The organism is Halopseudomonas aestusnigri (genome assembly GCF_002197985.1).
Classification (GTDB): Bacteria; Pseudomonadota; Gammaproteobacteria; order Pseudomonadales; family Pseudomonadaceae; genus Halopseudomonas; species Halopseudomonas aestusnigri.
Window position 1 is genome coordinate 511,467 of sequence record NZ_NBYK01000001.1, and the last position, 25,263, is coordinate 536,729.

Annotated in this window: 26 protein-coding genes; 16 read left to right on the top strand and 10 right to left on the bottom strand. The window is 60.9% G+C overall.

Annotated features, from left to right (window positions below; all coding sequences use genetic code 11):
- Nucleotides 1–51: 51 nt before the first annotated feature.
- The 10 genes from fghA to B7O88_RS02535 all read left to right on the top strand — a co-directional run bounded on the left by fghA (nucleotide 52) and on the right by B7O88_RS02535 (nucleotide 8,666).
- On the top strand, nucleotides 52–900 hold the full coding sequence (gene fghA, locus B7O88_RS02490) for an S-formylglutathione hydrolase (protein WP_088273602.1): 849 nt from the start codon (nucleotides 52–54) through the stop codon (nucleotides 898–900).
- Between the two features lie 81 nt (nucleotides 901–981).
- Nucleotides 982–1,458, top strand: a complete 477-nt coding sequence (ispF, locus tag B7O88_RS02495) for a 2-C-methyl-D-erythritol 2,4-cyclodiphosphate synthase (protein ID WP_088273603.1) — start codon at nucleotides 982–984, stop codon at nucleotides 1,456–1,458.
- Nucleotides 1,451–2,506: a tRNA pseudouridine(13) synthase TruD gene (gene truD / locus B7O88_RS02500; protein WP_088273604.1), complete on the top strand. Its 1,056-nt coding sequence runs from the start codon at nucleotides 1,451–1,453 to the stop codon at nucleotides 2,504–2,506. The genes ispF and truD overlap by 8 nt, the downstream gene beginning before the upstream one ends.
- Nucleotides 2,506–3,255, top strand: a complete 750-nt coding sequence (gene surE / locus B7O88_RS02505; RefSeq protein WP_088273605.1) for a 5'/3'-nucleotidase SurE — start codon at nucleotides 2,506–2,508, stop codon at nucleotides 3,253–3,255. The genes truD and surE overlap by 1 nt, the downstream gene beginning before the upstream one ends.
- Nucleotides 3,256–3,257: 2 nt before the next feature.
- The gene (locus B7O88_RS02510) at nucleotides 3,258–3,929 is read left to right on the top strand and encodes a protein-L-isoaspartate(D-aspartate) O-methyltransferase (RefSeq protein WP_088273606.1); all 672 of its coding nucleotides are present in this window, start codon (nucleotides 3,258–3,260) and stop codon (nucleotides 3,927–3,929) included.
- 22 nt (nucleotides 3,930–3,951) lie between these two features.
- Nucleotides 3,952–4,875 carry a polyprenyl-phosphate transporter gene (locus B7O88_RS02515; protein WP_088273607.1) on the top strand — a complete coding sequence of 308 codons (924 nt, stop codon included), beginning with the start codon at nucleotides 3,952–3,954 and terminating at the stop codon, nucleotides 4,873–4,875.
- A 53-nt stretch (nucleotides 4,876–4,928) separates the two neighbouring features.
- A complete protein-coding gene (locus B7O88_RS02520) occupies nucleotides 4,929–5,819 on the top strand; it encodes a peptidoglycan DD-metalloendopeptidase family protein (protein ID WP_088273608.1) in 891 nt (296 codons plus the stop codon).
- Nucleotides 5,820–6,060: 241 nt separating this feature from the next.
- Nucleotides 6,061–6,990 carry an RNA polymerase sigma factor RpoS gene (rpoS, locus tag B7O88_RS02525; protein WP_235005721.1) on the top strand — a complete coding sequence of 310 codons (930 nt, stop codon included), beginning with the start codon at nucleotides 6,061–6,063 and terminating at the stop codon, nucleotides 6,988–6,990.
- A 189-nt stretch (nucleotides 6,991–7,179) separates the two neighbouring features.
- Nucleotides 7,180–7,752, top strand: a complete 573-nt coding sequence (locus B7O88_RS02530; protein ID WP_088273610.1) for a LemA family protein — start codon at nucleotides 7,180–7,182, stop codon at nucleotides 7,750–7,752.
- Nucleotides 7,749–8,666: a GIDE domain-containing protein gene (locus tag B7O88_RS02535; protein WP_088273611.1), complete on the top strand. Its 918-nt coding sequence runs from the start codon at nucleotides 7,749–7,751 to the stop codon at nucleotides 8,664–8,666. Before B7O88_RS02530 ends, B7O88_RS02535 begins: the two co-directional genes overlap by 4 nt.
- 28 nt (nucleotides 8,667–8,694) lie before the next feature.
- Here B7O88_RS02535 and B7O88_RS02540 read toward each other — a convergent pair whose 3' ends face one another.
- The 3 genes from B7O88_RS02540 to B7O88_RS02550 form a co-directional block, all read right to left on the bottom strand.
- Nucleotides 8,695–10,761, bottom strand: a complete 2,067-nt coding sequence (locus B7O88_RS02540) for a putative bifunctional diguanylate cyclase/phosphodiesterase (RefSeq protein ID WP_088273612.1) — start codon at nucleotides 10,759–10,761, stop codon at nucleotides 8,695–8,697.
- Between the two features lie 218 nt (nucleotides 10,762–10,979).
- The gene (sodB, locus tag B7O88_RS02545; RefSeq protein WP_088273613.1) at nucleotides 10,980–11,561 is read right to left on the bottom strand and encodes a superoxide dismutase [Fe]; all 582 of its coding nucleotides are present in this window, start codon (nucleotides 11,559–11,561) and stop codon (nucleotides 10,980–10,982) included.
- A 213-nt stretch (nucleotides 11,562–11,774) separates the two neighbouring features.
- Complete coding sequence (locus B7O88_RS02550) at nucleotides 11,775–12,395, bottom strand: LysE/ArgO family amino acid transporter (protein ID WP_088273927.1); 621 nt, start codon at nucleotides 12,393–12,395, stop codon at nucleotides 11,775–11,777.
- Nucleotides 12,396–12,496: 101 nt separating this feature from the next.
- Between B7O88_RS02550 and B7O88_RS02555 the strand changes: the two genes are divergently transcribed.
- Nucleotides 12,497–13,396, top strand: a complete 900-nt coding sequence (locus tag B7O88_RS02555; protein ID WP_088273614.1) for a LysR family transcriptional regulator ArgP — start codon at nucleotides 12,497–12,499, stop codon at nucleotides 13,394–13,396.
- A 5-nt stretch (nucleotides 13,397–13,401) separates the two neighbouring features.
- On the opposite strand, the gene B7O88_RS02560 is transcribed toward B7O88_RS02555, so the two are convergent.
- Nucleotides 13,402–14,454 (bottom strand): saccharopine dehydrogenase family protein, encoded by a 1,053-nt coding sequence (locus B7O88_RS02560; protein ID WP_088273615.1) that lies wholly within the window; start codon nucleotides 14,452–14,454, stop codon nucleotides 13,402–13,404.
- A 77-nt stretch (nucleotides 14,455–14,531) separates the two neighbouring features.
- Nucleotides 14,532–14,894, bottom strand: coding sequence for a hypothetical protein (locus tag B7O88_RS02565; RefSeq protein WP_088273616.1), 363 nt, complete (start codon nucleotides 14,892–14,894; stop codon nucleotides 14,532–14,534).
- A gap of 248 nt (nucleotides 14,895–15,142) precedes the next feature.
- On the opposite strand from B7O88_RS02565, the gene B7O88_RS02570 reads away from it, so the two are divergent.
- A complete protein-coding gene (locus tag B7O88_RS02570; RefSeq protein WP_088273617.1) occupies nucleotides 15,143–16,027 on the top strand; it encodes a coiled-coil domain-containing protein in 885 nt (294 codons plus the stop codon).
- The gene (locus B7O88_RS02575; RefSeq protein WP_088273618.1) at nucleotides 16,027–16,662 is read left to right on the top strand and encodes an acyl carrier protein phosphodiesterase; all 636 of its coding nucleotides are present in this window, start codon (nucleotides 16,027–16,029) and stop codon (nucleotides 16,660–16,662) included. The genes B7O88_RS02570 and B7O88_RS02575 overlap by 1 nt, the downstream gene beginning before the upstream one ends.
- On the opposite strand, the gene B7O88_RS02580 is transcribed toward B7O88_RS02575, so the two are convergent.
- Both B7O88_RS02580 and B7O88_RS02585 read right to left on the bottom strand, forming a co-directional pair.
- The gene (locus B7O88_RS02580; RefSeq protein WP_088273619.1) at nucleotides 16,596–17,402 is read right to left on the bottom strand and encodes a lysophospholipid acyltransferase family protein; all 807 of its coding nucleotides are present in this window, start codon (nucleotides 17,400–17,402) and stop codon (nucleotides 16,596–16,598) included. The genes B7O88_RS02575 and B7O88_RS02580 overlap by 67 nt on opposite strands.
- A gap of 2 nt (nucleotides 17,403–17,404) precedes the next feature.
- On the bottom strand, nucleotides 17,405–18,157 hold the full coding sequence (locus tag B7O88_RS02585; protein ID WP_088273620.1) for a GNAT family N-acetyltransferase: 753 nt from the start codon (nucleotides 18,155–18,157) through the stop codon (nucleotides 17,405–17,407).
- 187 nt (nucleotides 18,158–18,344) lie between these two features.
- Between B7O88_RS02585 and B7O88_RS02590 the strand changes: the two genes are divergently transcribed.
- Nucleotides 18,345–19,130 (top strand): oxygen-binding di-iron domain-containing protein, encoded by a 786-nt coding sequence (locus B7O88_RS02590; RefSeq protein WP_088273621.1) that lies wholly within the window; start codon nucleotides 18,345–18,347, stop codon nucleotides 19,128–19,130.
- A 13-nt stretch (nucleotides 19,131–19,143) separates the two neighbouring features.
- The gene (locus B7O88_RS02595) at nucleotides 19,144–20,304 is read left to right on the top strand and encodes a phospholipase D-like domain-containing protein (protein ID WP_088273622.1); all 1,161 of its coding nucleotides are present in this window, start codon (nucleotides 19,144–19,146) and stop codon (nucleotides 20,302–20,304) included.
- Nucleotides 20,305–20,352: 48 nt separating this feature from the next.
- On the opposite strand, the gene B7O88_RS02600 is transcribed toward B7O88_RS02595, so the two are convergent.
- From B7O88_RS02600 to B7O88_RS02610, 3 genes are all read right to left on the bottom strand, one after another.
- Nucleotides 20,353–21,117 carry an enoyl-CoA hydratase gene (locus B7O88_RS02600; protein ID WP_088273623.1) on the bottom strand — a complete coding sequence of 255 codons (765 nt, stop codon included), beginning with the start codon at nucleotides 21,115–21,117 and terminating at the stop codon, nucleotides 20,353–20,355.
- Nucleotides 21,118–21,235: 118 nt separating this feature from the next.
- Nucleotides 21,236–22,171 carry a 2Fe-2S iron-sulfur cluster-binding protein gene (locus B7O88_RS02605; RefSeq protein ID WP_088273624.1) on the bottom strand — a complete coding sequence of 312 codons (936 nt, stop codon included), beginning with the start codon at nucleotides 22,169–22,171 and terminating at the stop codon, nucleotides 21,236–21,238.
- A complete protein-coding gene (locus B7O88_RS02610; protein WP_088273625.1) occupies nucleotides 22,164–23,321 on the bottom strand; it encodes a GGDEF domain-containing protein in 1,158 nt (385 codons plus the stop codon). Before B7O88_RS02610 ends, B7O88_RS02605 begins: the two co-directional genes overlap by 8 nt.
- 278 nt (nucleotides 23,322–23,599) lie before the next feature.
- Between B7O88_RS02610 and B7O88_RS02620 the strand changes: the two genes are divergently transcribed.
- Nucleotides 23,600–25,123 carry a fumarate hydratase gene (locus tag B7O88_RS02620; RefSeq protein ID WP_088273627.1) on the top strand — a complete coding sequence of 508 codons (1,524 nt, stop codon included), beginning with the start codon at nucleotides 23,600–23,602 and terminating at the stop codon, nucleotides 25,121–25,123.
- The last annotated feature ends 140 nt before the right edge of the window (nucleotides 25,124–25,263 follow it).

The window sequence follows — 25,263 nt, forward strand, 5'->3', positions numbered from 1 at the left end:
GCAGCTTGCAGCTTGCAGCTTGCAGCTTGCAGCTGAAACCGGAGGTTTCTTATGAACGACATTGAACTGGTCAGCGCCAACAAGAGCTTTGGCGGCTGGATGAAGCGCTATCGTCACCGCTCTCAGGTGCTGCACTGCGATATGGTATTCGGCATTTACCTGCCGCCGCAGGCGGATCAGGGCAAGCCGCTGCCGGTGCTGTACTGGCTGTCGGGGCTGACCTGTACCGATGAGAACTTTATGCAGAAGGCTGGTGCCCAGCGCTTGGCGGCCGAGCTGGGCATGGTCATCGTTGCCCCGGACACCAGCCCGCGTGGCGAAGGCGTGCCGGATGACGCCGAGGGCGCCTATGACTTCGGTCTGGGTGCCGGCTTTTATGTCAATGCCACCGAGCAGCCCTGGGCGCAGCATTACCGCATGTATGACTACGTGGTACAGGAGTTGCCGGCGCTGATCGAAGAGCATTTCCCGGTCTCGGATCAGCGCTCAATCAGCGGCCACTCGATGGGCGGCCACGGGGCGCTGATCTGTGCGCTGAAGAATCCGGGGCGTTATCGCTCGGTTTCGGCGTTTGCGCCGATCACCAACCCGAGCGACTGCCCCTGGGGGCATAAGGCGCTGGGGCAGTATCTGGGTAACGACAAGTCGGTATGGAAGGCGTGGGACGCCTGCGAGCTGCTTGCCGGGGCGACCGAACGACTGCCACTGCTGGTTGATCAGGGCGAGTCCGACAACTTCCTGGCTGAACAGCTCAAGCCCGAAGCGCTGGAAGCGGCGGCAGCGGCAGCGGGTCACCCTCTGACCCTGCGTCGTCAGCCTGGCTATGATCACAGCTACTACTTCATCGCCAGCTTTATCGATGATCACCTGCGTCATCACGCGGCGGCGCTGGGGCTCTAGCAATCCGGCAAGCCGGCCCGACCTGTCCCTTGTCATGTCGAGGCGGTAGAATCGCCGCCATCGACTGACGGGAGACACCACATGCGCATTGGCCACGGCTACGACGTTCATCGCTTCGGCAAAGGCGACTTCATCACCTTGGGTGGCGTCCACATACCGCATGGCCGTGGGCTGGTTGCCCACTCCGACGGTGATGTGCTGCTGCACGCGCTGGCCGATGCCTTGCTTGGTGCTGCAGCACTGGGTGATATCGGTCAGCACTTCCCGGATACCGATCCCGAGTTCAAGGGTGCCGACAGCCGCGTGCTTCTCCGCCACGTCATGGGTCTGTTGCGCGAGCGCAGCTGGAAGGTGGGTAACGTTGACGCCACCATCGTCGCCCAGCGCCCGAAGATGGCGCCGCATATTCCGCTGATGCGTGAGCAGATCGCGGCTGATCTGGGCGTGGCGCTGGATCAGGTCAACGTCAAGGCTACTACCACCGAGAAACTGGGCTTTACCGGTCGTGAGGAAGGGATTGCCGTACACGCGGTCGCCCTGTTGCTTGCCGATGACTGAGCAACTGCTGGGCCCTCGCGCCTGGGGAGAGAGCTGTGGGCGCGCCGTGCTCAAGGCGACACCTGATGACTTTCGCGTGACCGAGGTGCTGGATATCGCTCTGAGTGGCGCCGGTGAGCACCTCTGGCTGCTGATTGAAAAGCGCGGACTGAACACCGAAGAGGTGGCCAGACAGCTGGCCCGGGCCGCCGGTATTTCCCTGCGCAACGTCAGCTACGCAGGCCTGAAGGACCGTCAGGCAGTAACCCATCAGTGGTTCAGCTTGCAACTGCCGGGGCGCGCCGATCCGGATCTCAGTGCGCTCTGGAACGATCAGTTGCGTTGTCTTGAGCAGGCGCGTCATCAGCGCAAGCTGCAGCGCGGCGCTCACAGTGCCAACGGGTTCTTTATTCGCCTCACTGACCTGGTTGCCGATCAGTCGCAGCTGGATGAGCGGCTGCAGATTATCGCCGCTCAGGGTGTACCCAACTATTTCGGCCCGCAGCGCTTCGGCCGCGACGGCAGCAACCTGCACGATGCCCGCCGTTGGGCCGGGCAGGGCGGCTACCCGCCGGCACGTGGAACACGTTCGCGATTGCTGTCGACGGCGCGCAGTCTGCTGTTCAACCGGATGCTCGCCAGGCGGGTGGCCGATGGCAGCTGGAACCGCATTCTGGAGGGCGACTGCCTGGCCTTTACCAATAGTCGAAGCCAGTTTCCGGCCAGTGAGCTGGTAGCTGACGACCCTCGCCCGGCGGCATTGGACCTGCACCCAACCGCCTCGCTTTGGGGGAGCGGTGAGCTGGCCAGTACCGGTGCCACGGCGCAGCTTGAGCAGCAGGTTGCGGCGGCAGAACCGGAACTGGCCGCCTGGCTCGAAGGGGCTGGTCTGGAGCAGGCGAGACGGATTTTACGCCTCCCCATTCAGGGGCTTACGTGGCATTATCCGTCCACCGATTGTCTCGAACTGGAATTTACCCTGCCTACCGGCTGCTTCGCCACGGCGTTGCTGCACGAGCTGCTGGAACTCTCCAGTGTTCCCGGTGGCGGGCTGGAAACGGAAAACTGATGCGTATTCTGATTGCCAATGATGATGGTGTGCTGGCGCCGGGTATCAAAGCCCTGCACGGTGCGCTGGCCGATTATGCCGACTGTGTGGTGGTTGCTCCAGCTGAGGACCGTAGCGGCGCGAGCAGCGCGCTCAGTCTGGACCGGCCGCTAAGGCCGTTCACCCTGGAAAACGGCTTTATCGGTATCAACGGAACCCCGACCGACTGCGTGCACCTGGGCCTCAATGCGCTGTATGAAGACAGCATTGACATGGTGGTGGCAGGAATCAACCTCGGCGCCAACCTTGGCGACGATGTGTTGTATTCCGGCACTGTCGCTGCGGCGCTGGAAGGGCGCTTTCTGTCTCGTCCTGCCATGGCATTCTCTCTGACCGGCCGACAAACCGATAACCTGCCAGCGGCAGCCTTTTTCGCCCGGCAGATGGTCGAGGCTCATGATCAGCTTGATCTGCCGCCGCGTACGGTGCTTAACGTCAATATTCCCAATCTGCCGCTTGAGCAGATCAAGGGCATTCGCCTGACCCGTCTGGGCCACCGTGCGCGTGCCGCCAAACCGGTCAAGTGGGTTGACCCGCGTGGCAAGGAGGGATACTGGATTTCAGTGGCCGGCGATGCCGAGGACGGTGGTGAAGGGACGGACTTCCATGCCGTCATGCAGGGCTATGTGTCGGTTACGCCGCTGCGTGTCGACAAGACCCTGTACGAGGTGTTCGACCACCTGGAGAGCTGGCTGGACGGATTGGGCTGAGCATGGGACACGACGACCTTTACCGTGCCGGCATCGGCATGACCTCGCAGCGCACACGTGAGCGTCTGCTTGAGCGGTTATTTGAAGAAGGTATTCGTAATTTGCACGTGCTCGAAGCCATTCGCCGCACGCCTCGCCACCTTTTCGTCGATGAAGCGCTGTCGCACCGGGCCTACGAAGATACGGCATTGCCGATCGGTCACAATCAGACCCTCTCGCAGCCCTACATCGTGGCCCGCATGACCGAGCTGCTGCTCGGTGGCGGGCCGCTGGACAAGGTGATGGAGGTCGGTACCGGCTCCGGTTACCAGACAGCCATTCTGGCCAAGGTGGTTGAGCGGGTCTTCAGCGTTGAACGTATTCTGCCGCTGCAGGAACGTGCCAAGCGCGTGCTCCGAGACATCGACGTACGTAATGTAGTGTTTCGTCATGCGGATGGTAACTGGGGTTGGCCGCAATATGGCCCCTACGACGCCATCCTGGTCACCGCGGCGCCGGCCGAGATACCGCGTGAGCTGCTCGGTCAGCTGGCCGACGGTGGTCGCCTGGTCATTCCGGTTGGCGAGCACGAGCAGCATTTGATGCTGGTTGTTCGTTACGGCGACGAATTCACCTATCAGCAGGTCGAACCTGTACGCTTCGTGCCGCTGCTGGCCGGCGCTATCCATTCCTGATTCTGTCTTTAAGGACGTCTGTGTGAAGGCATTTCTGTTGATCTTTCTCCGTGGTGTCGCCATGGGGGCGGCCGATGTTGTTCCGGGCGTCTCGGGCGGCACAATTGCCTTCATCTCCGGTATTTATGATCGCCTGCTGGCCGCGATTGCCGCCTGCACGCCAAACAAGCTGGTGTGGCTGTTGCGTGGCCGCTTTGCCGATACCTGGAGGGCCGTCGACGGTGCCTTTCTACTCACGCTGCTGGCCGGTATTGTCTGCAGCATTGCTACCCTTGCCCGGCTGATAACCTACCTGCTGACGCATCACGGTTTGCTGGTCTGGTCGTTTTTCTTCGGTCTGATTCTGGTCTCGGTCTATCTGGTAGGGCGCGAGATCCCGCGCTGGAATCTGGCTGCCGTGGTGGCTGCCGTGTTGGGAGCCCTGTTTGCCTATCTGATTACCGTGGCGTCGCCGCTGGCGTTGAGCCTGACACCGTTGAACGTGTTTTTGGGCGGATGTATCGCGATCTGCGCGATGATTTTGCCTGGCATCTCCGGGAGCTTTATCTTGCTGCTGCTGGGGTTGTATACCGGTATTCTTCAGGCGGTAAAAAGTGCCGACTTTGCCCTGCTTGGACTCTTTGCACTGGGCTGCATAACCGGGCTGCTGTGCTTTTCGCGGTTGCTATCCTGGCTGCTGAATCACCTGCGCAGTGTAACTCTGGCCTTCCTGACGGGCCTGTTGATCGGCTCGCTTAACAAGGTGTGGCCCTGGAAACAGACCCTGACCTGGCGCATTGACAGTCATGGTGAACGGGTGCCGCTGCAGGAGCTGAATCTCTTGCCACAGCGCTATGCCGAGCTGACCGGCGAACCCTCTCTCTGGCAGGCCGGAATGGCATTGATGGTGCTCGGCGTGGTATTAGTGTTGCTATTGGAATGGTGGGGACGGCGCGCTGCAACCTGAGAGCAGGTAGCACGTGTGCATTGCGGGTGAGACTGAACGGGAGCCAACCAGGAATGGGGCTGTGTGTGCGTTACCGGCATGGGGCCGTTGGGTCGGCACAAGGTGTCGGCATCGTGTTTTTGGCGGCAATACTGGCCGCATGCGCCGGGCCTTCCGGCACCGTCCCTATTGACGACCGCGGTCGCGGTGGCACCCGTGCGCAGACAATAGCCACCGGACATCACACCGTACAGCGCGGCGAGACGCTCTACCAGATTGCCTTTCGCTATGGCTGGGACTGGAAAGAGCTGGCCAGCGTCAACAACTTGCGCGCGCCTTATACCATTTACCCCGGTCAGCGCATCAGCCTCGGCCGAGCTTCGCGCTCGGCGGGTGCTACCATTGCCGCTGTACCGGTCACCCCCCGGCCCACGGCCGCCCCTGGGCCAGCACGCTCAGCCTCTGCAGCGGTACCAAGGGCACCGTCGGTGACTAGCACCTCCGCCGCCGAAAATTCTCGTAATACTTCTGTTGCCAATCGATCGCAGGCCTCTGCAGCGCGTCCCGCAGAGGCTGCCTCCGCTGCGGTCAGCGCCGCTGGCTGGAGCTGGCCGGCGCGGGGCCAGCTTTTGGCGCGGTTTCAGTCAAACGGCAGTTTGAATAAAGGGATTGATATTGCCGGGCAATTGGGTGAGCCTGTGAGAGCAGCATCCGACGGGGCCGTGGTTTATGCTGGCCGTGGCCTGATTGGATATGGCGACATGATCATCATCAAGCACGACGAAACCTATCTGAGCGCCTATGCGCACAATAGCCGTCTGCTGGTCAAGGAAGGCGATCAAGTCAAGGTCGGTCAGGTTATTGCCGAAATGGGCAGTAGTGGTACTGACCGGGTCAAGCTGCATTTCGAGATCCGGCGCAAGGGTCAACCTGTAGACCCGTTGGCGTATTTACCGAGATCTTGATGGTACTGTGTCGGTGGTGCTGACACAGGGTTGTCACTTTTGACAGGCAGTCTGCCGTGAGGTGAGAGCCCTGTTGCATTGCGACAGTCAGAAGGAAGCACTGCCCATCTTGGGGTGTGATTCGGTGGGTTGTGTCTTTTCCGCGTTTTACCGGATGTGGGGCACGCATATGGCAGTAAAAAATAAGAAACAGCCAGAGCAGGTCGGATCGTTGGACAACGCGTCGCCAGACAGCGTCATCATGGATGATGGGGAGGGGAACGAAATGCCTGTGTCCGTAGACAGCAAGCGGGTTACGCCGCGCAATCATCGCCGCGAAAACGCGTTTGACTTCACCAAGCAACTGGACGCGACCCAGTTGTATCTCAACGAGATCGGTTTTTCCCCCCTGCTGACACCCGAAGAGGAAGTACATTTTGCGCGCCTGGCGCAAAAGGGCGACCCTGCCGGACGAAAGCGCATGATCGAAAGCAACCTGCGGTTGGTTGTGAAGATTGCCCGGCGCTACGTCAACCGTGGGCTGACCCTGCTGGATCTGATCGAAGAGGGCAATCTCGGCCTGATCCGGGCGGTGGAAAAGTTTGACCCGGAGCGCGGCTTTCGCTTTTCAACCTACGCGACCTGGTGGATTCGTCAGACCATTGAGCGGGCGATCATGAATCAGACACGTACCATTCGTCTGCCGATTCATGTCGTCAAGGAACTGAATATCTATCTGCGCGCGGCCCGCGAGCTGACCCAGAAGCTCGATCACGAGCCCTCTCCGGAGGAAATAGCCCAGTTGCTGGACAAGCCGGTTGAAGATGTGAAGCGCATGCTTGGACTCAACGAGCGGGTAGCCTCGGTCGACATGTCACTGGGTCCCGATTCGGACAAGACACTGCTCGACACCCTGACCGATGAACAGGGCTCCGATCCCTGCGACTTGCTGCAGGATGATGACCTGAACGCCAGTATTGACCAGTGGCTGGGAGAGTTGACGGAAAAGCAGTGCGAAGTGGTTACGCGCCGGTTTGGCTTGCGTGGTCACGAGAGCAGTACCCTGGAAGAGGTTGGACGCGAAATCGGTCTTACCCGCGAGCGGGTAAGACAGATTCAGGTCGAAGCGCTCAAACGCTTGCGCGACATTCTCGAACAGCACGGCCTGACTGGCGAGTCTCTATTTCAATAGGGTTGTGATCTGCCAATCGTCTGTCTGAAAGCCGCCTGCCTTTGCGCATGGCGGCTTTTTTTCAATCTCTTTATAGTGAGTTATTCGGATCCGTCGGGGGTCTGCACGAGCGCGTGGCCGTAACGCCAGTATTCGGCCGGGTGGGGCGCCCGACCGTCAAATCAGATGAGTGGAACAGGAGAGCAGGGAATGGAACTGACAACGGTCATTGTGTTGGTAGTGCTGGGCGTTGTGCTGCTCTACGCGATCATGCTCTACAACCAGTTGGTGAGCGTCAAGCATGCGGTCAGCCAGGCGTGGTCCAATATCGATGTTCTGCTGCGTCAGCGGCATGATGAGCTGCCCAAGCTGGTTGAAGCCTGCCGGCGCTACATGCAGCATGAGGCGCAAACGCTTGAGCGGGTCATCGCTGCGCGGGGTGCGGTTGCCTCGGCGCGCGCAGAGTCGGATGTGAAGGGCGTCGGGCGGGCAGAAACTGCGCTGCGGGCGGGGCTGGGGCAGCTGTTCGCGCTGGCCGAGAATTATCCCGATCTGAAGGCCAGCGAGTCGTTCCAGCATCTGCAGGAGCGTATTACCGGGCTGGAGAACGGGATTGCCGATCGCCGCGAACTGTACAACGCGGCGGTCAATATCAACAACGTGCGCATCGAGCAGTTTCCCGAGGTGCTGCTGGCGCGGCTGTTCGCGTTCAAACCGGCCACATTGCTGCAGTTCAGCGATGAAGAGAAGGCCGATGTGGATATCCGGTCGCTGTTTTCATGATTGACGTACATGGCGTATTGCTGTTGTCGCCGGTCAATTACTATCTTCTGGGTTCAGTCATCTCGGCGGCAGCGCTTGTCTGTCTGTATGTCATGCTCAGTCGTCTGCGTCGTGCTCGCTGGCTCGAAGACACCCCGACATCGAAGGTGCGCTCGGCCGCCCAGGGGCTGGTTGAGTTTCAGGGGCGGCTCGATGCGGGAGGTCACTCACCGCTGGTTTCACCGCTCGGGGGTGTCGATTGTCTCTGGTACCGCTTTCGTGTCGAGGAGTACCGCCGCAGTGGTAAGAACGACAATTGGCAGACGGTCGAGCAGGGCTGCTCCGAACGGCCCTTCCTGCTTTGCGACGATACCGGGAGCTGCTGGGTCATGCCCAAGGGCGCGGAAGTTCATCCGCGTCACCGGCGTCGCTGGGAGGGCTCTCAGCGTTGGCCTGCTGGTCAATCGGTCAAGACCGGCCTGCTGGCCAGCCTGATCGGCAAGCGTTACCGCTATACCGAAGAGTGGTTCGAAGAGGGGGAAATGCTTTATGCGCTTGGCTGGTTCGAGAGTCGCGGAGGTGGCCGCGAGGCGTTCGATCACCAGGCTGCGGCGCGTCAGGTAATCAGTCGCTGGAAGGCGGACTATGACGATCTGCTGGCCCGCTTTGACCGTAACGCTGACGGCCAGCTGGACATGACGGAGTGGGACCGGGTCAGGCAGGCGGCTGATGTTGAATCAGAGCGGCTCGCCCGACTCGAAGGGCAGCGTCCGCTGGTACACGCGCTGGGCAAGCCTGCGCGGCGCGGACTGCCGTTTATTCTCTCGGATCACCATGAGCAGGACCTGAGTCGTCGCCTGCGTCGCCGCTCACTCTGGAGTCTGATCGGGTTGGTTATCACAGCACCACTTGCGTGCTGGTTCTGGATCGCCTGACGATCAGCTCAGCTCAGCTCAGCTCAGCTCAGCTCAGCTCGGATCGACGCGCCTTGTTGCTGGCGCCCTCGTAAGCGTGCAGCCAATCGGTAAAGGCGGTGGCGGACAGCGGGCGGCTGTAGTAGTAGCCCTGACCCTCATTGCATCCCTGAGCGATGATGTAGGCCTCCTGCTCTGCCGACTCGACGCCTTCGGCAATGACCTGCATATTAAGGCTGCGACCCAGCTGGATGATGGCGCGAACGATGGTTGCGTCGTCCTCATCAATCAGAACATCCTGAACGAAGCTGCGGTCGATCTTGATCTTGTCCAGCGGCAGGCCGCGCAGGTAACTGAGCGAGGAGTAGCCGGTACCAAAATCGTCGATTGCAATCTGCACGCCGGCCTTTTTCAGGCTGTTGAGATGACCCGCGGCGGCTGAAATATCTTCCATCAGGCCGGTTTCGGTTACTTCCATCTCAAGGCAGCGAGGTGGCAGCTTGTAGCGCTGGATCAGGTTGGTCACTACGCGGGAGAGTTCGCTGTGGTGCAGTTGCACGGTAGACAGGTTGACCGCCATGCGCAGCTCGGTCATGCCGCTGTCGTGCCAGATACGCAGCTGGCGACAGGACTGGTCCAGCACCCATTCACCGATTTCAATGATGCTGCCGTTCTGCTCAGCCAGCGGTATGAACAGGTCCGGTGGTACCAGTCCGCGCTCGGGGTGGTGCCAGCGCACAAGGGCCTCCACGCCGACCACGCGGTGATCATCAAAGGCTATCTGCGGTTGGTAGACGAGATGAAATTCATTGCGCTCGAGCGCTCCGCGCAGCTCCTTGTCGAGTTCCCGGCGTACGCGCATTTCGCTGTCGAGGCTGGCGATGTAGAACTGGTAGCGATTCCGTGAGCGCGCCTTGGCCAGCATCATTGTCTGTTCGGCCTTCTGCAGCAGCTTCTCTGCATTATCGCCGTCGTCCGGGAACAGGGTGATGCCGATTGTCGCTCGCAGGCTGACGGTGTGGTCACCAATCTCGAACGGTCGACCAAGGTCGTCGAGGATGGTTTGCGCCAGCTCGGCTGCCTCGTATGGCTCACTGACACCGGTTTGAACCAGGGCGAACTGGTCGCCTCCCAGTCGTGCCAGGCTGCCGAGCCTTCCGCTGTTGGCGCGCAGGCGGTCGGCAACGGTGACCAGCAGGCTATCGCCGGACTGGTAGCTGAACTGCTCGTTGATTTCCTTGAAGTCGTCCAGCCCGCAGCACAGTACGGCAACCCCCCGTTGGCGCCTGCCGGCGTCGCCGAGGATACGGCTGAGCTGCTCCTGCAGCATGCTGCGATTGGGCAGGCCGGTCAGGTGGTCATGCTGGGCCATGTGCAGCAGGTTCGCTTCGGCTTCGCGTCGGCGATTGCTGTTGCGTTCGATGGATTCCAGCAGTTCGTTGGCCTTGTTGATCCACAGGCCGAGTTCGTTCCTTTCCTGGCCTGGCAGCATCGGAATATGCATCTTGCCCGGATGGTCGGGGTTAATGTCACTGATCCGATCAATAATGCCCGCCAGTGGTTTGGTCAGCAGAAAGTGATAAAGCAGGTAGAGTGCCAGCGCCATCGCCACCGCTCGCAGTATGCCGGATACAAGGATGACGAGGGAGCTTTGCAGGAAATCTTCGCCGTAGGGCGCGGTGTCCAGGACGATTCTCAGATCGCCGTAATACTCGTTGTAGGGCTCTCGGCCAAACAGAGCAACGCTGTAATGCTGCTCGACGCCGAATAGCCAGTCTGTAACGCTGCGTAGTGGACTTTCAATCAGTGGACGCTCGCGGCTGGCCAGCTGGGTTTCGTCCGGGTGGCCAATGGAGGCAAAGCGTACGGCGGGGTGTTCGAACAGGCCACCGATGACCTGCAGTGCCATTTCCCGGTCCAGGCTGTAGACCGCCTGGGTTGCAGGGTCCTGGGACATGGCGAGGATCTGCTCGGCAGTCTGATCGATCTGCTGGCGTTCCTTGCGAAGGTCAAACGCAATCTGCCCCAGGCTCAGAATCAAGCCGACCAGCAACGCCCAGAGCAATACAAGGCGAAGCAGCTTTATAGAGAGACTGTGCCGGCGCTCGAGCTTCAAGATATTGTTATTCCTTTCCTGATGAATTGCGCGGTTAAGTCATCATGCAGGCATTGCCCGCAGCAGCGCAAGACTCCGATAGGTACATTGTTAAGCGAACCTACGCCTGAGTATCGACAATCCTTTGGGTGAGGTCAAAGTGCGATCATGGTACCGATGCCTGAAAGCACAACACCCTGCCGGAGCAGGGTGTTGTGGGGACGCAGAATCAGTCAGGATCAGGCAGCGTAGTTTTTCGCTACGAAGTCCCAGTTGACCAGGTTCCAGAACGCTTCGACGTACTTCGGACGTGCATTGCGGTAATCGATGTAGTAAGCGTGTTCCCAGACGTCGCAGGTCAGCAGCGGGGTGTCACCGCTGGTCAGCGGGCAGCCGGCGCCGATGGTGCTGGCCAGTGCCAGGGAGCCGTCAGCCTTCTTGACCAGCCAGCCCCAGCCGGAACCGAAGGTGCCGATAGATACCTTGCTGAACTCTTCCTTGAATGCTGCGAAAGAGCCGAACGCCTTGTTGATGGCCTCGGCCAGTTCACCTGTCGGCTCACCACCGCCGTTCGGGCTCAGGCAGTTCCAGTAGAAGGTGTGGTTCCAGATCTGCGCTGCGTTGTTGAAGACGCCGCCGCTGGAAGTCTTGATGATCTCTTCCAGGCTCTTGCCTTCGTACTCGGTGCCCGGAACCATGTTGTTCAGGTTCACAACGTAGGTGTTGTGATGCTTGCCATGGTGGTAGTCCAGAGTCTCGGCAGAGATGTGCGGTTCCAGTGCATTCTTTTCGTAAGGGAGTGCGGGTAATTCAAAAGCCATGGTTTATCTCCATCGTCAGGTATCACGTTCCGGGAACGATCACGTCGTCCGTCTCGACATTCGGCCAGGGCTGGGTTGCAGCCTGTGGCGAGTTGTCTGCGCCTTCTTGCCGGTAGCTGCTGCGTGCTCCGCCGGGCGCTGCCCGTCTTGCGATCGGGAAGCCCCGATCATAGCACCTGAATGTGTCGCTATCCACGCACCTTCCATGTGGGTTTAGCCGTCCCAGAGGGTCTGCAGTGCGGGTTTTGCCAGTGACCAGGCGATAGCCAGCATCATTGCAGCAACTGCGAGGTCGATGCAGCGCCAGGTAATCGGTCGGTGAAGCACTGGAGCCAGGCGGGCCGAGCCGAGTGCCAGCAGGGTGAACCACAAAATGGACGCGCTGGCCGCGCCGAGGGCGAAAACCAGTGGCAGGCTGTGCTGTGCCGCCAGGCTGCCAATCAGCACCATGGTGTCAAGATAGACATGGGGATTGAGCAGGGTGACCGCCAGGGTTGAGAGCAGCACGGCACGACGTGATCGCGAGGGTGCGCCCATCGCTTCCAGACCCCGAGGGGTCAGTGCGCGCAACAACGCTTGCAGGGCGTAGACGGTCAGGAAGGCCACGCCGCCCCAGCGGGTGATCTCCATTGCCAGCGGATGGGCCTGCAGCAGCGCGGCAAGGCCGAAGGTGCCGGCGAGAATCAGGATGGCATCGCAGGTCATGCAGATAAGCGCGACGCTGACGTGATGTTCCCGGCGCAGGCCCTGGGCGAGGACAAAGGCATTCTGTGCGCCGATGGCCATGATCAGGCCGGCGGCAGCAATCATTCCGCTGAAGTAACTGTAGAACAGGGTTGGCATCTTGGGGCTCCGGCTGATAACGGCGCCAGTGTGCAGTAGATTGTGTTATTAGAAAAAACAATAATGCTGATGCCACATTAGGAAAGATGATTATGCTGGATTACAAGCTTCTGGCCGCATTGGCCGCGGTGGTAGAGCAGGGCGGCTTCGAACGGGCGGCCGGTGTGTTGGGGCTATCCCAATCGGCGATCTCGCAGCGCATCAAGCTGCTGGAGGCACGCTTGGGCGCTCCGGTGCTGGTCCGTGCAAATCCGCCCCAGGCAACCGCAGCGGGTCAGCGGTTGCTTAACCATGTCCAGCAGGTCAGGCTGCTGGAGCGCGATCTGCGTCATGACCTGCCGCAGATCTCCAGCGACGCCGGCCGCACCCGGCTGAGAGTGGCCCTGAATGCGGACAGCCTCGCGACCTGGTGGGCTGGCGCGGTTGCACCCTGGTGCGAGCGTGAGAGGGTGCTGCTGGACCAGCAGCTGGAGGATCAGGACGTAGGGCTAAGACGAATGCGCAGTGGCGAGGTGGCTGCCTGTCTGTGCGCGGTTGAGCAGCCGGTTGCCGGTGCCCGCAGCTTGCTGCTGGGCGAGATGCATTATCTGGCGGTAGCGAGCCCCGGGTTTATTCGGCGCCACTTCCCCGATGGGCTCTCACAGGCCGACGTGCGCAGTGTTCCCGCTGTGGTATTCGGCCCGGATGATCAGTTGCAACATCGGTTTGTCAGGCAGTTGGGTGTTGATGGTGAGTTTGAGTATCACCTGTGTCCTTCGTCCGAGGGCTTTGTCCGTATGCTTGAGGCGGGTATTGGTTGGGGTATGGTGCCTGCACTGCAGATTGGCGACGCGCTGCGTGCGGGGCGGTTGCAGCAGCTATCGCCGGGCTGGTCGCAGCCTGTGCCGCTCTACTGGCACTACTGGCGAAGCGGCGGGCAGCTGCTTGAGGGGCTGACCGCAGAGTTGGCCCGCCGGGCGCCGGCCTTGCTGGCGCCCGGGGTATCACACTAGTCGGGCTACTCGATGTGCATTGGGCCGGAACCAGGCAGGTTCTCGATACACTCCGGACCCAGCAGCCGGGACGGTGTGTAGTAGCCCGGAGTCGGCTGGTTTTCCAGCAGAAAACCAACTGCGTAAAGGGCTCCCTCGACTGTCACATCATAGGCGTTGGCCGTTTCGATGCGGGCAACTACCTTTTTACCAGCTCGGTTTTGCGCTTCGCCCCAGACATAACAGCGAGCGGCTTCGCGCTGCTGATGATCGGGCCCCTGGATGCGACGGCCAACCAGATATTTCAGCAGTGCCTGTACCGGTGCCAGGCCAAGCAGCGTACGGAACCGGTCCAGGCGGCGCAGACGGGCTGCGGCGCTCGGCGCCATCGGGATAAACACTTCGATATCGTCTATGCCGGTGGTGAACCAGGCGGTGGCAATATCACCCCAGGGAATGGTGACCGCATGTTTTGTCCCGTTGCCAAAATCGATTTCACGGCTTTGATACGCCAGCGGAACGGTTTGAATGCGATCATCCTTGCGGACCCGGCCGCCGTATTTCAGCCCTTCCACCGAGGTTCTGGCAGTGCCGGGCGACAGCGAGCTGAGGGTGTCAAAACCCAGCGCCAGGCGGTCTGCATCATGCAGTGCGAGTTTCAGCCTGGCAGCGATGCAGTCGGTCGGGATGACATCGAACCCGACGCCGGGGCAGAGGACAATGCCCGCTTGCTCTGCGTCGGCCTGGCGCTGCTGGGCGGCGACGAACACATCGATTTCGCCGGTAATGTCGAGGTAATGACAGCCAGCCGCCAGACAGGCGTCGATCATCGGGCCACTGGTAGCGGAAAACGGGCCGGCACAATGCAGTACGACCTGAATGTCCTGCAGGCCTTCACAGATCTGCTGCGGACGATTGAGATCGAAGCAGCGGAAGGGCAGATTCAGTTCATTTGCCAACGCACTGATGGTCTGGCGATTGCGTCCGGCCAGTATGGGGCGCAGGCCACGTTGCGCAGCGGCTCTGGCCAGTAGTTGGCCGGTGTAGCCGTTGGCGCCGTAGATCATCCATTGTTGCATGCGCGTGCTCCTGTCTGAAAAGGAGCTCTCAGAGTAATGACTTGAGTCGGCGCGCGCCAGCGCGGGCCCGGTTGGCGTCAGCTGCGAATGACCTGCCCGCGATAAATACGAACGCTGCCGCTCGGCGCCTCAGCGTGCTCCGACTCGGCCTCCAGGCGGGCTCTGTTTTCCTGTCGATGCTGGAATTGACGGGACGCAATAGCGCCTTGTGCCAGCGGCGATTGCGCCTGATCATCCTGTCTCGGCCTGATCATGTCCGCCAGGCGGGTGCCGAGTTCGCGAATCTCGGCCGAGCTGCTGTCCCGGCTTAATCCGATCATGCTCTCGACGGCGTCCGGATCGCCCAGGCGGATGGTTACGCCCAGAGTGCGTTTGAGCTGTCGGCGCAGTGCTGTCATGCAATCCAGGGTGGCGCGGTTGAACTGTGCTTCGGCAATCATGCTCATACCCCCTTAGGTGATTGGCGATAAAAGGTGTTATAGCCAAGTCGAATTTCCGCAAGCAGAATACGTACCAATATGCGTTGGGTCGCGGATAGTAGCCGTTTTACGCCGGTCAAAGCATCGCCGCGGCAGCGATCGGCTCTGTTTTGCGGTCTGTGGTGCGGCCTGCTGGTGCATCCTTGCACTGCTCTGGCGCAGGGGTTTCAGGGTTTGATTGCCGAGAGTTTGATTGCTGAGAGGTTGAGATGAAGGAACCGGAGTTGGGTGAACTGCCGAGCATCAGTGCTACTCGTGACAGTCGGTCGGATGGCCGGGGAGGACTGCCGCCGGATGTGGACGGGTTGCGAGCAGAGCCGTCGGCACCGGTCGCGGCGGCTGGCAGCGGGCCGCTCTGGGCATTGTGTGGCGCGCTCTTTCTGGCATTGCTGGGCTTGGGCTACTGGACCCATCAACAGCAAAGCCAGCTGAGTCAGCAACTGGTTGCAACCCAGAACAGTTTTGCCCGCATCAGTGAAGAAGCCTCCGGGCGCATTCAGGACATCACCGGAAAGGTGTCGGCGACCGAGGACTCCCTCGGCGCTGCCGAGCAGGATCGTAAGGCGCAGCTGGTTCGTATTGAGGACATGCTGCAGGCGGTACGCAAGGAGCAGGGTGAGCACAGGCAGCAACTGGCATCACTGCAGCAGGCCGACCAGCGCAGCTCAGAGCGGGCAACGACCCAGCAGGCGGCGATTACGGCGCTGCAGGCGCGCTCCGCAGCGTTGCAGGAGCAGGGCAAGGAGCGGTCCGACAGCCTGGCAGCACTGCAAAAGCGCTTTGCCGAGACCGACCAGGCGCTGGAGCAGATGCAAACCCAGCTCGGGACCTTATCGGTTGTTCAACTGCAACTGGGTCAGCAGGCCGAGCAGCTGGATGAACTCAAGCAAGGGTTGACCGCACTGCAGAACAAGGGCAACGCCGAGGCGGTGGAACAGGCGGTGCTGGCGATGCGAGCGGAGCTGGATCGACGCCTGGCCGCCAATGATCAGGCGCTGCAGGCAATCGACAGTTTCAGGCTGCAGACCAATCGCAGTCTGACGACGTTGCAGACGCAGGTCGCCGCACTGCACGCTCAGGTGGAAGGCAACTGATGAATTTCCTCGCGCACTTGCTGCTGGGCTCGCAGTCGCCGGAACAGGCGCTGGGCAGCATGCTGGGCGACTTTGTAAAAGGACCGGTCCACCGGCTCGAACTGCCGGAACCGGTGCGCGAGGGTATTGTTCTGCACCGGCGGATCGACAGCTTTACCGACGCCCATCCGCTGGTGCTGCAAAGCAAGGCCAGAGTAAGCAGCCGGCGTCGACGTTTCGCCGGGATTCTGGTTGACATGTTCTACGATCATTTGCTGGCGCGGCACTGGTCGCGCTTTGCTGACCGGCAGCTCGAAGACTTCACCCGGGATGTCTATCGGCAGCTTCTGGCGCAGCGCGAATGGATGCCTGAGCGGGCCTGGACGGTGGTGCACTACATGAGCGAACAGGACTGGTTGAGCAGTTATGCCGAGCTGACCCACCTGCACCGGGCGGTAGACAATATGGCGCGGCGGCTGCGGCGCGAGAACTCGTTGCCTGGCGGGGTGGCTGAGCTGGAAGCGGCCTATGAGGCCTTTGAGGCCGACTTTCTCGCATTCATGCCCGAGCTGCAGCGCTACGCCGAGGGTCAGGCTGCCGCCTTGACCTCGGCTGTTTCGTCCTCGACCCTGCCGCCCTCCAGGCCCAACGCCTGACAGACCGAGGCGTGTGCACTGCGCGCCAGCTGGTTACGGTTCAGTCGGGTGCTGTCGAGTATCGGCAAGAACCGAACGTCGACCTCAATATCCTTCGACCCAAGCAGGCGCCACAGGTGCTGCGAGAATTCATCGTCGTTGATGAACGGAGCAATCGAGTCGCGTTCACCCGCGTAGCTGTAGGCAACAGCCACTGGCTGGGTCGGCACCTGCGCCTCGATGGCGGCTGACAGCAGGCGGCCATGGAAGGTGCGCACCCTGTCGCCAGCGGTAGTGGTACCTTCTGCAAAAATCACCAGGCTGCGCTGAGCTGCCAACACACGGGTCAACTGATCCTGAACGGTGCTGGACGTACCCTGGCCACGCTGGATGAAACAGGTACCGGCGGCGCCCGCCAGCCAGCCGATCACCGGCCAGTCGCGTACTTCCGCCTTGGACAGAAAGTGCACCGGCGCCTGCGCGCCGAGCACCACGATATCCAGCCATGACACATGATTGCTGACCCACAGGGTGGTGCCTGAAGCAGGTGCGCCGGTAACGCGAATCTGCAACGGCAGAATGCGGATCAGGTTGCGCATCCACCAGCGGGTGAGCCTCTGGCGCAGACGGTCCACTCTGGCGGGTTGCAGCTGTTGCATGAGCTGAACCCAGCAGACCAGCAGCAGGCCACAGGCAATCCAGCCAATCACTGCCATCAGGCGGATTAACCGGCGGGGCGTGCTTACCGAGCGGCCAGGCATGCTCAGCTCGCCTTGAAGTGGCGCGCGTAGCGCGGGCAGAGCTGTTCGCGGCGCAGCAGAATAAAGACGTCGGCGCAGTTGAACTCCGGATCCCAGCAGGGTTCACCGCAGATTTTGGCACCCAGACGCATGTAGGCCTTCAGCAGCGGCGGCAGCTGGGCGGTGACGTTATCGGGCAGGCTGCGCTCCGGTAGCGGCAAGCGCGGAATCGCGTTCAGATGCTCGCGGCACAGGTAGCGGTTTCGCAGGCGTTGCATGATCGCGTGAGCCTGCACGCCCCCGTCATGCATTTCGATGCTGGCGCACCCCATCAGGTAACTGTAGCGTCGCTCATTCATCAGTTGGGCAAGGCCAGACCAGAGAACCGAAATGGTTGCACCGTTGCGGTAGTCGGCGTGCACGCAGGTACGACCGATTTCCATGACGTCGCCGCGCAAATCGCCCAGGCCGACCAGCTGAAACTCACTTTCGCTGTAGAAGCCGCCTGCACCGCGAGCGCGCTCGCTGTCCAGGATGCGGGTGGTCGCTACCACTTCTCCGCTGCGCTGGTCGCGGACGATCAGGTGTTCGCAGTGCAGATCGTAACGATCCTGATCGAGTCCCTGCTCGGCGCCGTGCAGGCGGGCTCCGCATTCTTCGCCGAAGACGCGGTAGCGCAGGGCCTGGGCGGCGCGCAGACTGTCCGGGGTGGCGGCCAGTTCGACCGTCAGACAGCGGTTGGCTGATTCTTCAAAGGCAAGGGCTGCATCTGTCATGGACACCTCCGTCCGGGCATCTTCAGTGATGTTCAGGCTGAGGCTATGGCGTGGCAGTGTCAGGCTGGTGACGGTGCGATGACGTTACTGTGACGTCTTTATCCCTTGATGCAGGTCACTGGCGCTCAGGTTCTGGGCGTATACACTCCTGACACTCTCTTTCCACTGCAGGTTAAGGTGATTGTCTATGGCGAGTCCGCCCCGAGTATTGTTCGACAATGGTTCGCACCAGGTGCTCTGCTTCGATCAACTGGTGACGGGTGATGGCGTGCAGTCGAACCAGTTTCTGATCATTGATCATGATCAGCATGCACTGCTCGATCCGGGCGGTGACCTCACCTACACACCTTTGTCGATGGCGGTCAGCCGCTATATCCCGCTGCGCGAGCTGACCTATGTGTTTGCCTCGCACCAGGACCCGGACATCATTGCATCGCTGGACAAGTGGTTCCTGCATACCAACTGCCGGGTGGTCTGCTCGAAACTGTGGGCGCGTTTTCTGCCGCACCTGAGTGCGGGTTTTTTGACCAAGCACACGGGCATGACCACCACCGAACGCATGATCGCCGTGCCCGATCGCGGGATGGATGTGCCGCTGGGACAAACGGTGCTCAAGGTATTGCCGGCGCATTTTCTGCACTCGGTCGGCAATTTGCACTTTTATGACCCGATCAGCGGCATTCTGTTTTCCGGTGATATGGGGGCATCGATGGTCGATGATGCGGAACCTGTGACCGACTTTGCGACTCACAAGAGCACGATGGAGGGGTTTCATCGGCGTTACATGGCTGGCAACAAGGCCTGCCGTCTGTGGGCCAACATGGTCAGGCAACTGAAGCCGAAGATGATCGTGCCGCAGCATGGACGTCCGTTTGCCGACCCGGATACCATTTCGGCGTTCCTCGACTGGATCAGTAACCTGGAATGCGGCCTCGATCTGTTGACGCAGGAGGACTACCGCATTCCCTCATAAGACAGGGAGTGACATGACTGCGCGGGTGTACCAGTGGCGAACCGGCAATCGGTTCGAATTGCTGATCGATGGTGACAACTTCTTCCCGCGCATTCTTGCTGCGCTCGATCAGGCGGTCGAGCGTATCGACATCGAGCTGTATCTGGTGGACTCTGGCCGCAGCACCCGGCAATGGCTGGAGGTGCTGCAGCATGCGCGTCGACGTGGCGTGCAGGTTCGGTGCCTGCTTGATGCCATCGGCACCGACGGTTTGAGCCGCTGTGAGCGGCTTGAGCTGGAGCAGATGGGAGTGGAGCTGCAGTTTTATAATCCTCCCAGTCTGTTCAGTGGCCATCGGCTGTTCCATCGTGACCATCGAAAACTCTTCATTATTGACCGGCGCATGGCCTTTGTTGGCGGCACCGGTATCACCGATACCTTTTGTCAGCTTGACCCGGAAACAGGCAGGACACCCTGGCACGAGCAAATGCTGGAAGTGCAGGGGCCGGTAGTCGAGGACTGGGTCGACCTGTTCGAGCGTATCTGGGAGCAGGGCGGTCGACGTGAAACGCGCGGGCTGTCTGCCGTGCGTCGGGTACATATTCCGCCGGTGCCCGCTGGCGGGGCCGGGCATGGCCGTGTCTCCTATATCGGTGCGCGCGAGCAGAAGGAAGTGGTCGTGTCACTGTTGGCGGCGCTGCGCCGAGCCGAGCAGCGGGTTTGGCTGGCTACACCGTATTTCCTGCCCTCCTGGCGGATTCGCAGAGCGCTGGCACGGGCGGCCAAACGCGGTGTTGATGTGCGTTTGCTGCTGTGCGGTATGACCATTGACCATCCGCCCGTGCGCTACGCCGGTCAGCGTTTCTACACGAGGTTGCTCAAGGCCGGTGTGCGCATCTACGAATACCAGCCGCGCTTTACCCATCTGAAGACAGCGCTGGTGGACGACTGGGTGTCACTCGGCTCATGCAACTTCGATCACTGGACGTTGCACTGGAATCTCGAGGCCAATCAGCAGGCGGTTGATCCTGATCTGGCACAAGCGGTTGCCGAGAGTTTCGAGCAGGATTTTGCCGAGAGCGATCTCTGGACATTGGCCGGCTGGCGCCGGTTGACGTTGTGGCACCGATTCAAGATTCGCTTCTGGGGGCAAATCAATCGTTCGGTGATGTGGCTATTCGGTATCCCGCGTTAGCTGAACAGCCTGCACCGGCCTCGCAGGCGAGGCCGGCGGCGGGGCGGGTCAGGCGAATACCGGCTTGCGCTTCTCCATGAAGGCAGTCAGTGCTTCGCGCGCTTCGGCGCCACCGAGCAACTGGGCGAAGTGCTGGCCCTCGGTTTCCATGACCTCATCGGCGGTGCGGCTGATGCCGGCACGGATCAGTTGTTTGGTCAGGCGAACCGATCCCGGCGGTTGCTCGGCGATGCGCAGTGCAGCCTTGCGGGCGGCCTGCAGAACCGCTTCACCGGCCGGTAACGCCTGATTGACCAGTCCGATCTCGGCGGCGCGGCTGCCGCTGATTTCTTCACCGAGCAGCAGCAACTCGGCGGCACGCGGGTGACCCAGCAGGCGCGGCAGCAGGAAGCTCGATCCAGCTTCCGGGCACAGGCCGAGATTGACGAATGGCATTTTCAGGCGCGCGTTCTCGGCGGCGTAGATCAGGTCGCAGTGGAGCAGCATGGTGGTGCCGATGCCGACCGCCGGGCCATTGACCGCAGCAATCAGCGGCTTGCTGGCGTGGCAGATGGCCTTGAGGAAGACGTACACCGGGCTGTCGGTGCCGCTGCGTTCGTTCTTGATGAAATCGGCAACGTCGTTACCGCTGGTGAAACACTCGGTACTGCCCTGGATGACGACGGCGCGGATGCTGGCATCGTCCTGCGCGGCGTTGATGGCCTCGCCCATGACGCCATACATGTCACGGGTCAGGGCATTTTTTTTGTCGGCGCGGTTCAGCGTCAGGGTTAATACGCCCTCGCTGCGGTCGATCAGCAGGTGTTCGCTCACGGTCTACTCCACATGTTGTTCGGGTACTTGGGGTGGCTGGCATGTTCGCATGCTTTGCCCGGGCAACCCACAACCCTGCGTCTGACGAATGCAGGCTTATAAACGCCGGCGGTTTTGTTTAGCGGCTGCGGCTGAGAAACGCCTCATCGAGAATCTGACGTCCTGATAGCCCGACCATGAACAGCGGCTTGCGTAGCCGCTCGACAAATGCGGGAGACCCGCAGATCAGCGCCCGGGTGCCGCGTCCTGGTGGCTTCAGTTGGCGCAGATCCGCCTCCAGCTCGCTGTGTGAGCGCAGCTGCAGGTGCAAGTGAGGGTGCTGAGCGGCCAGGTGTTCAAGTTCGGCCTGCAGATAGCAGGGCGCTCCGGCGCGTTGCCAGTGCCACAGCTGTATCGGTGCATCGTGGCCAGCGGCAAGCGCGTTGCGCGCAATCGCCTGCAGCGGTGCCAGACCGGTGCCGGATGCCAGCAGGAGCAGCGGCTGGTTATGCCATTCAGGATCGTAGCCGAGATGCCCGCCCGGAGAGCCGAGATAGCAGGTGGCGCCTGTCGGCAGTGTGCGCAGGGCATGGCAGAAAGCGCTGCCCTCGCGCTCCTGCAGATGAAACTCCAGCAGCGGCTCGCCGGGCAGGCTGGCAAGCGAAAAGGTTCGCGCCAGATCCGCATTCAGCCAGATCACCAGGTGCTGGCCAGTCTGATAGCGTATGGCCCGGGCCGGCTTCAATTGCAGCCGGATGACCTGGCCCGGTAGCGTTTCAAGGCGCTCAATGGTCGCCGGCAGACTATCACTGGCAGGGTCATGCAGGTGCAGATCAAGGTCCTGCTCGACCCGGCATTGGCAGGCCAGCAGCCAGCCGTTGGCCTGCTGCTCTGGTGAAAGGCCCTGCTGGGCCGGGCTGATGTCAGCCCGGTTGAGGTTCTGTATCAGGCAACTGTGGCATTGACCGGCCCTACATGACCAGTTGATCGGCAGATCGGCCTGGCGCAGAACATCTAGCAGATTGCTGCCCGCAGCAGCATTCAGACAACGGCCTCTGATTCGGATCTCAGGCATAACTGGGGTCGTGCCATTCGCTGCGGTTGCGTCCGCTATTTTTCGCCAGATACAGCGCCTGATCGGCGTCGTTCAGGCAGACTTCCAGATCGTCCTCGGGTTGCAGCAGGCTGAGACCAGCGGAGAAGGTGCAGTAAACGCCCTCTGGCAGGACATCAAACGTCTTTTCGGCAAAGCGCTGACGCAGGCGCTCCACGCACTGGTGCAGAGTTTCAATGCTGGTGTTGCCGAGCAGCAGGACAAATTCCTCGCCGCCAAAGCGGGCAATCAGGTCGTCGTCTCGCAGGGTGGTGCGGGCCAGTTCGGCAAAGCCCTGCAGCACCTGATCACCCGCCGCGTGTCCGTAAAGGTCGTTGATGCGCTTGAAGTGATCCAGGTCGATCAGCGCGATGCCCATCTGCTGGGTCGGACGCATCAGCGTCATACGCCGCCGTGCTTCCTGGAGGAAGTGCCGGCGGTTGGCCAGCCCGGTAAGCGGGTCCGTGGTGGCCAGATTCTGCAGTTGCCCCATCATGCCGCGCAGGGTTTCCTGGTGGGCCTGCAGGGTGTTGTGGCGTTGCTGCAGGCGCTCGCGCAGCTCGCGAATGTAGCTGGCTGTCATGCTCAGGCCGACCAGAAAGCAGGCGAGGATGAACCACTCCACCAGATTGAGGGTGAACTGCCGGGTATCGGTCTGATAGTAGTGTTCGATGGTGATCAGCGCGCCGAAGCAGGCCAGCGCCAGCCCCGAGTGGATCAGAAAATCCCGGCGCGACAGCTGGAATATACCAAATACCATGATGTTGGCGTAAATCATGATCAGGCTGCCGCGCAGTGGCCCGGCAAAGGCAAGCAGATAAGTGATCAGCAGAATTGCCACTGCTATCTGCGCGTTGGTCATGCTTGGATCCTGCAGGCGCAGATTCCAGTTGCTGCGAAACAGGGCGAGAAAGACCAGCTGTGTGCTTACGCCGAGCCCGATGTGGCTGAGCATCAGCCAGACCGATCCCTGATATTGTCCCGATACCCAAGCCACACAGATCACCACGTAGGTAATCAGGTAATTGAGTTGAGCCAGGTAAAAGCGCTGCAGTCTCAGCGTCTGGAACTTGGCGTTCTGTGCATCCTGCAGATCGACCACGTCCGGTGCCTCGTTTTTGTATGATGGCATTATGACGTCAATTTATCGATTGACGGCTGTTTTGCAAGTTCTTTTCACTTTTTACGGTCGCAACTGTGACGGCTTTCCGCACTGTGGTCACCTGGACTTCGTTGCCCCGGTTGTCAGGGGTGGACGCAAGAGGTTGTTCCGTGCTTCCCAAGCTCAGGTATACTTGCCAGCGCATTTTTTCAGGCCTGCCGGCCTCCCTGTCGGTGCCTGCCTGATTCCGTGAGCCCGACCCGGCGCCGTCCGAGGTCCGGCGGTCAAACAGAGGAGCCTGTCCGAGCATGGCCGTTATCAAGCAAGACGATCTGATCCAGAGCGTAGCCGACGCTCTGCAGTATATTTCCTATTATCATCCCGTCGACTTCATCCAGGCGGTACACGAAGCCTACGAGCGTGAAGAGTCCAAGGCGGCCAAGGACGCCATGGCCCAGATTCTGATCAACTCGCGCATGTGTGCCACCGGCCATCGCCCGATCTGTCAGGACACCGGTATCGTTACCGTGTTCGTCAAGGTTGGCATGAACGTCAGCTGGGACGGCGCTACCATGAGCCTGGACGACATGATCAACGAGGGCGTGCGCCGCGCCTACAACAACCCGGACAACGTCCTGCGTGCCTCCATCCTGGCCGATCCGGCCGGCAAGCGCATCAACACCAAGGACAACACCCCGGCGGTCATCCACTACCAGATCGTCCCCGGCGACAAGGTTGAAGTGGATGTCGCGGCCAAGGGCGGTGGCTCCGAGAACAAGTCCAAGATGGTCATGCTCAACCCGTCCGACTCGATCGTTGACTGGGTGATCAAGACTGTCCCGACCATGGGCGCTGGCTGGTGCCCGCCGGGCATGCTCGGTATTGGTATCGGCGGTACCGCCGAGAAGGCTGCCGTGATGGCCAAGGAAGCCCTGATGGACCCGATCGACATCCATGAACTGCGTGCCCGTGGCCCGCAGAATCGCGCTGAAGAGCTGCGTCTGGAAATCATGGATAAGGTCAATGCGCTGGGTATCGGTGCGCAGGGTCTGGGCGGTCTGACCACCGTGCTGGACATCAAGATCAAGGATTATCCGACCCATGCGGCCAGCCTGCCAGTCTGCATGATCCCCAACTGCGCGGCTACTCGTCACGCGCACTTCGTGCTTGACGGCAGTGGCCCGGCCGAGCTGAAAGCGCCGCCGATGGATGCCTACCCGGAAATCACCTGGGAAGTGGGCGACGGCGTGCGCCGCGTCAACCTCGACACCGTTACCCCGGAAGACGTGCTGAGCTGGAAGAGCGGCGAGACTGTGCTGCTGTCGGGCAAGATGCTGACCGGCCGCGACGCTGCGCACAAGCGCATGGTCGACATGCTGAACAAGGGCGAAGAGCTGCCGGTTGATCTGAAGGGCCGCTTTATCTACTACGTTGGCCCGGTTGATCCGGTGCGTGATGAGGTGGTTGGACCGGCTGGCCCGACTACTGCCACGCGCATGGACAAGTTCACCCGTCAGATCCTCGAGGCGACCGGCCTGCTGGGCATGATCGGCAAGTCCGAACGCGGCCCGATTGCCATTGAAGCGATCAAGGATCACAAGGCGGTCTACCTGATGGCGGTCGGTGGCGCGGCGTATCTGGTCGCTCAGGCGATCAAGAAAGCCGATGTGATCGCCTTCCCCGAACTGGGTATGGAAGCGATCTACGAGTTCGAGGTGCAGGATATGCCGGTTACCGTTGCGGTCGACAGCACCGGCGAATCCGCGCACATCACCGGCCCGCAGATCTGGCAGAAGAAGATTGCCGAAAGTCTGGCGGTCGAGATCAAGTAAGATCCGGTGGTAGTCGAAAAGGCCTCGCTTGCGAGGCCTTTTTTGTGGGTTTTGGCGGCAGTTTTGCGCTGCGCGACAAGGGCTTTGGCAACGCAGTTACCTAATGCTCCAATGATCGAGTGTGCACCGGAGTTCGTCCC

Excerpts from the sequence above, each read along its gene's own strand:
- fghA (WP_088273602.1), top strand. The coding sequence starts at position 52 with ATGAACGACATTGAACTGGTCAGCGCCAACAAGAGCTTTGGCGGCTGG.
- ispF (WP_088273603.1), top strand. The coding sequence starts at position 982 with ATGCGCATTGGCCACGGCTACGACGTTCATCGCTTCGGCAAAGGCGAC.
- truD (WP_088273604.1), top strand. The coding sequence starts at position 1,451 with ATGACTGAGCAACTGCTGGGCCCTCGCGCCTGGGGAGAGAGCTGTGGG.
- surE (WP_088273605.1), top strand. The coding sequence starts at position 2,506 with ATGCGTATTCTGATTGCCAATGATGATGGTGTGCTGGCGCCGGGTATC.
- B7O88_RS02510 (WP_088273606.1), top strand. The coding sequence starts at position 3,258 with ATGGGACACGACGACCTTTACCGTGCCGGCATCGGCATGACCTCGCAG.
- B7O88_RS02520 (WP_088273608.1), top strand. The coding sequence starts at position 4,929 with ATGGGGCTGTGTGTGCGTTACCGGCATGGGGCCGTTGGGTCGGCACAA.
- rpoS (WP_235005721.1), top strand. The coding sequence starts at position 6,061 with ATGGATGATGGGGAGGGGAACGAAATGCCTGTGTCCGTAGACAGCAAG.
- B7O88_RS02530 (WP_088273610.1), top strand. The coding sequence starts at position 7,180 with ATGGAACTGACAACGGTCATTGTGTTGGTAGTGCTGGGCGTTGTGCTG.
- B7O88_RS02535 (WP_088273611.1), top strand. The coding sequence starts at position 7,749 with ATGATTGACGTACATGGCGTATTGCTGTTGTCGCCGGTCAATTACTAT.
- sodB (WP_088273613.1), bottom strand. The coding sequence starts at position 11,561 with ATGGCTTTTGAATTACCCGCACTCCCTTACGAAAAGAATGCACTGGAA.
- B7O88_RS02555 (WP_088273614.1), top strand. The coding sequence starts at position 12,497 with ATGCTGGATTACAAGCTTCTGGCCGCATTGGCCGCGGTGGTAGAGCAG.
- B7O88_RS02560 (WP_088273615.1), bottom strand. The coding sequence starts at position 14,454 with ATGCAACAATGGATGATCTACGGCGCCAACGGCTACACCGGCCAACTA.
- B7O88_RS02565 (WP_088273616.1), bottom strand. The coding sequence starts at position 14,894 with ATGATTGCCGAAGCACAGTTCAACCGCGCCACCCTGGATTGCATGACA.
- B7O88_RS02570 (WP_088273617.1), top strand. The coding sequence starts at position 15,143 with ATGAAGGAACCGGAGTTGGGTGAACTGCCGAGCATCAGTGCTACTCGT.
- B7O88_RS02575 (WP_088273618.1), top strand. The coding sequence starts at position 16,027 with ATGAATTTCCTCGCGCACTTGCTGCTGGGCTCGCAGTCGCCGGAACAG.
- B7O88_RS02580 (WP_088273619.1), bottom strand. The coding sequence starts at position 17,402 with ATGCCTGGCCGCTCGGTAAGCACGCCCCGCCGGTTAATCCGCCTGATG.
- B7O88_RS02585 (WP_088273620.1), bottom strand. The coding sequence starts at position 18,157 with ATGACAGATGCAGCCCTTGCCTTTGAAGAATCAGCCAACCGCTGTCTG.
- B7O88_RS02590 (WP_088273621.1), top strand. The coding sequence starts at position 18,345 with ATGGCGAGTCCGCCCCGAGTATTGTTCGACAATGGTTCGCACCAGGTG.
- B7O88_RS02595 (WP_088273622.1), top strand. The coding sequence starts at position 19,144 with ATGACTGCGCGGGTGTACCAGTGGCGAACCGGCAATCGGTTCGAATTG.
- B7O88_RS02605 (WP_088273624.1), bottom strand. The coding sequence starts at position 22,171 with ATGCCTGAGATCCGAATCAGAGGCCGTTGTCTGAATGCTGCTGCGGGC.
- B7O88_RS02610 (WP_088273625.1), bottom strand. The coding sequence starts at position 23,321 with ATGCCATCATACAAAAACGAGGCACCGGACGTGGTCGATCTGCAGGAT.
- B7O88_RS02620 (WP_088273627.1), top strand. The coding sequence starts at position 23,600 with ATGGCCGTTATCAAGCAAGACGATCTGATCCAGAGCGTAGCCGACGCT.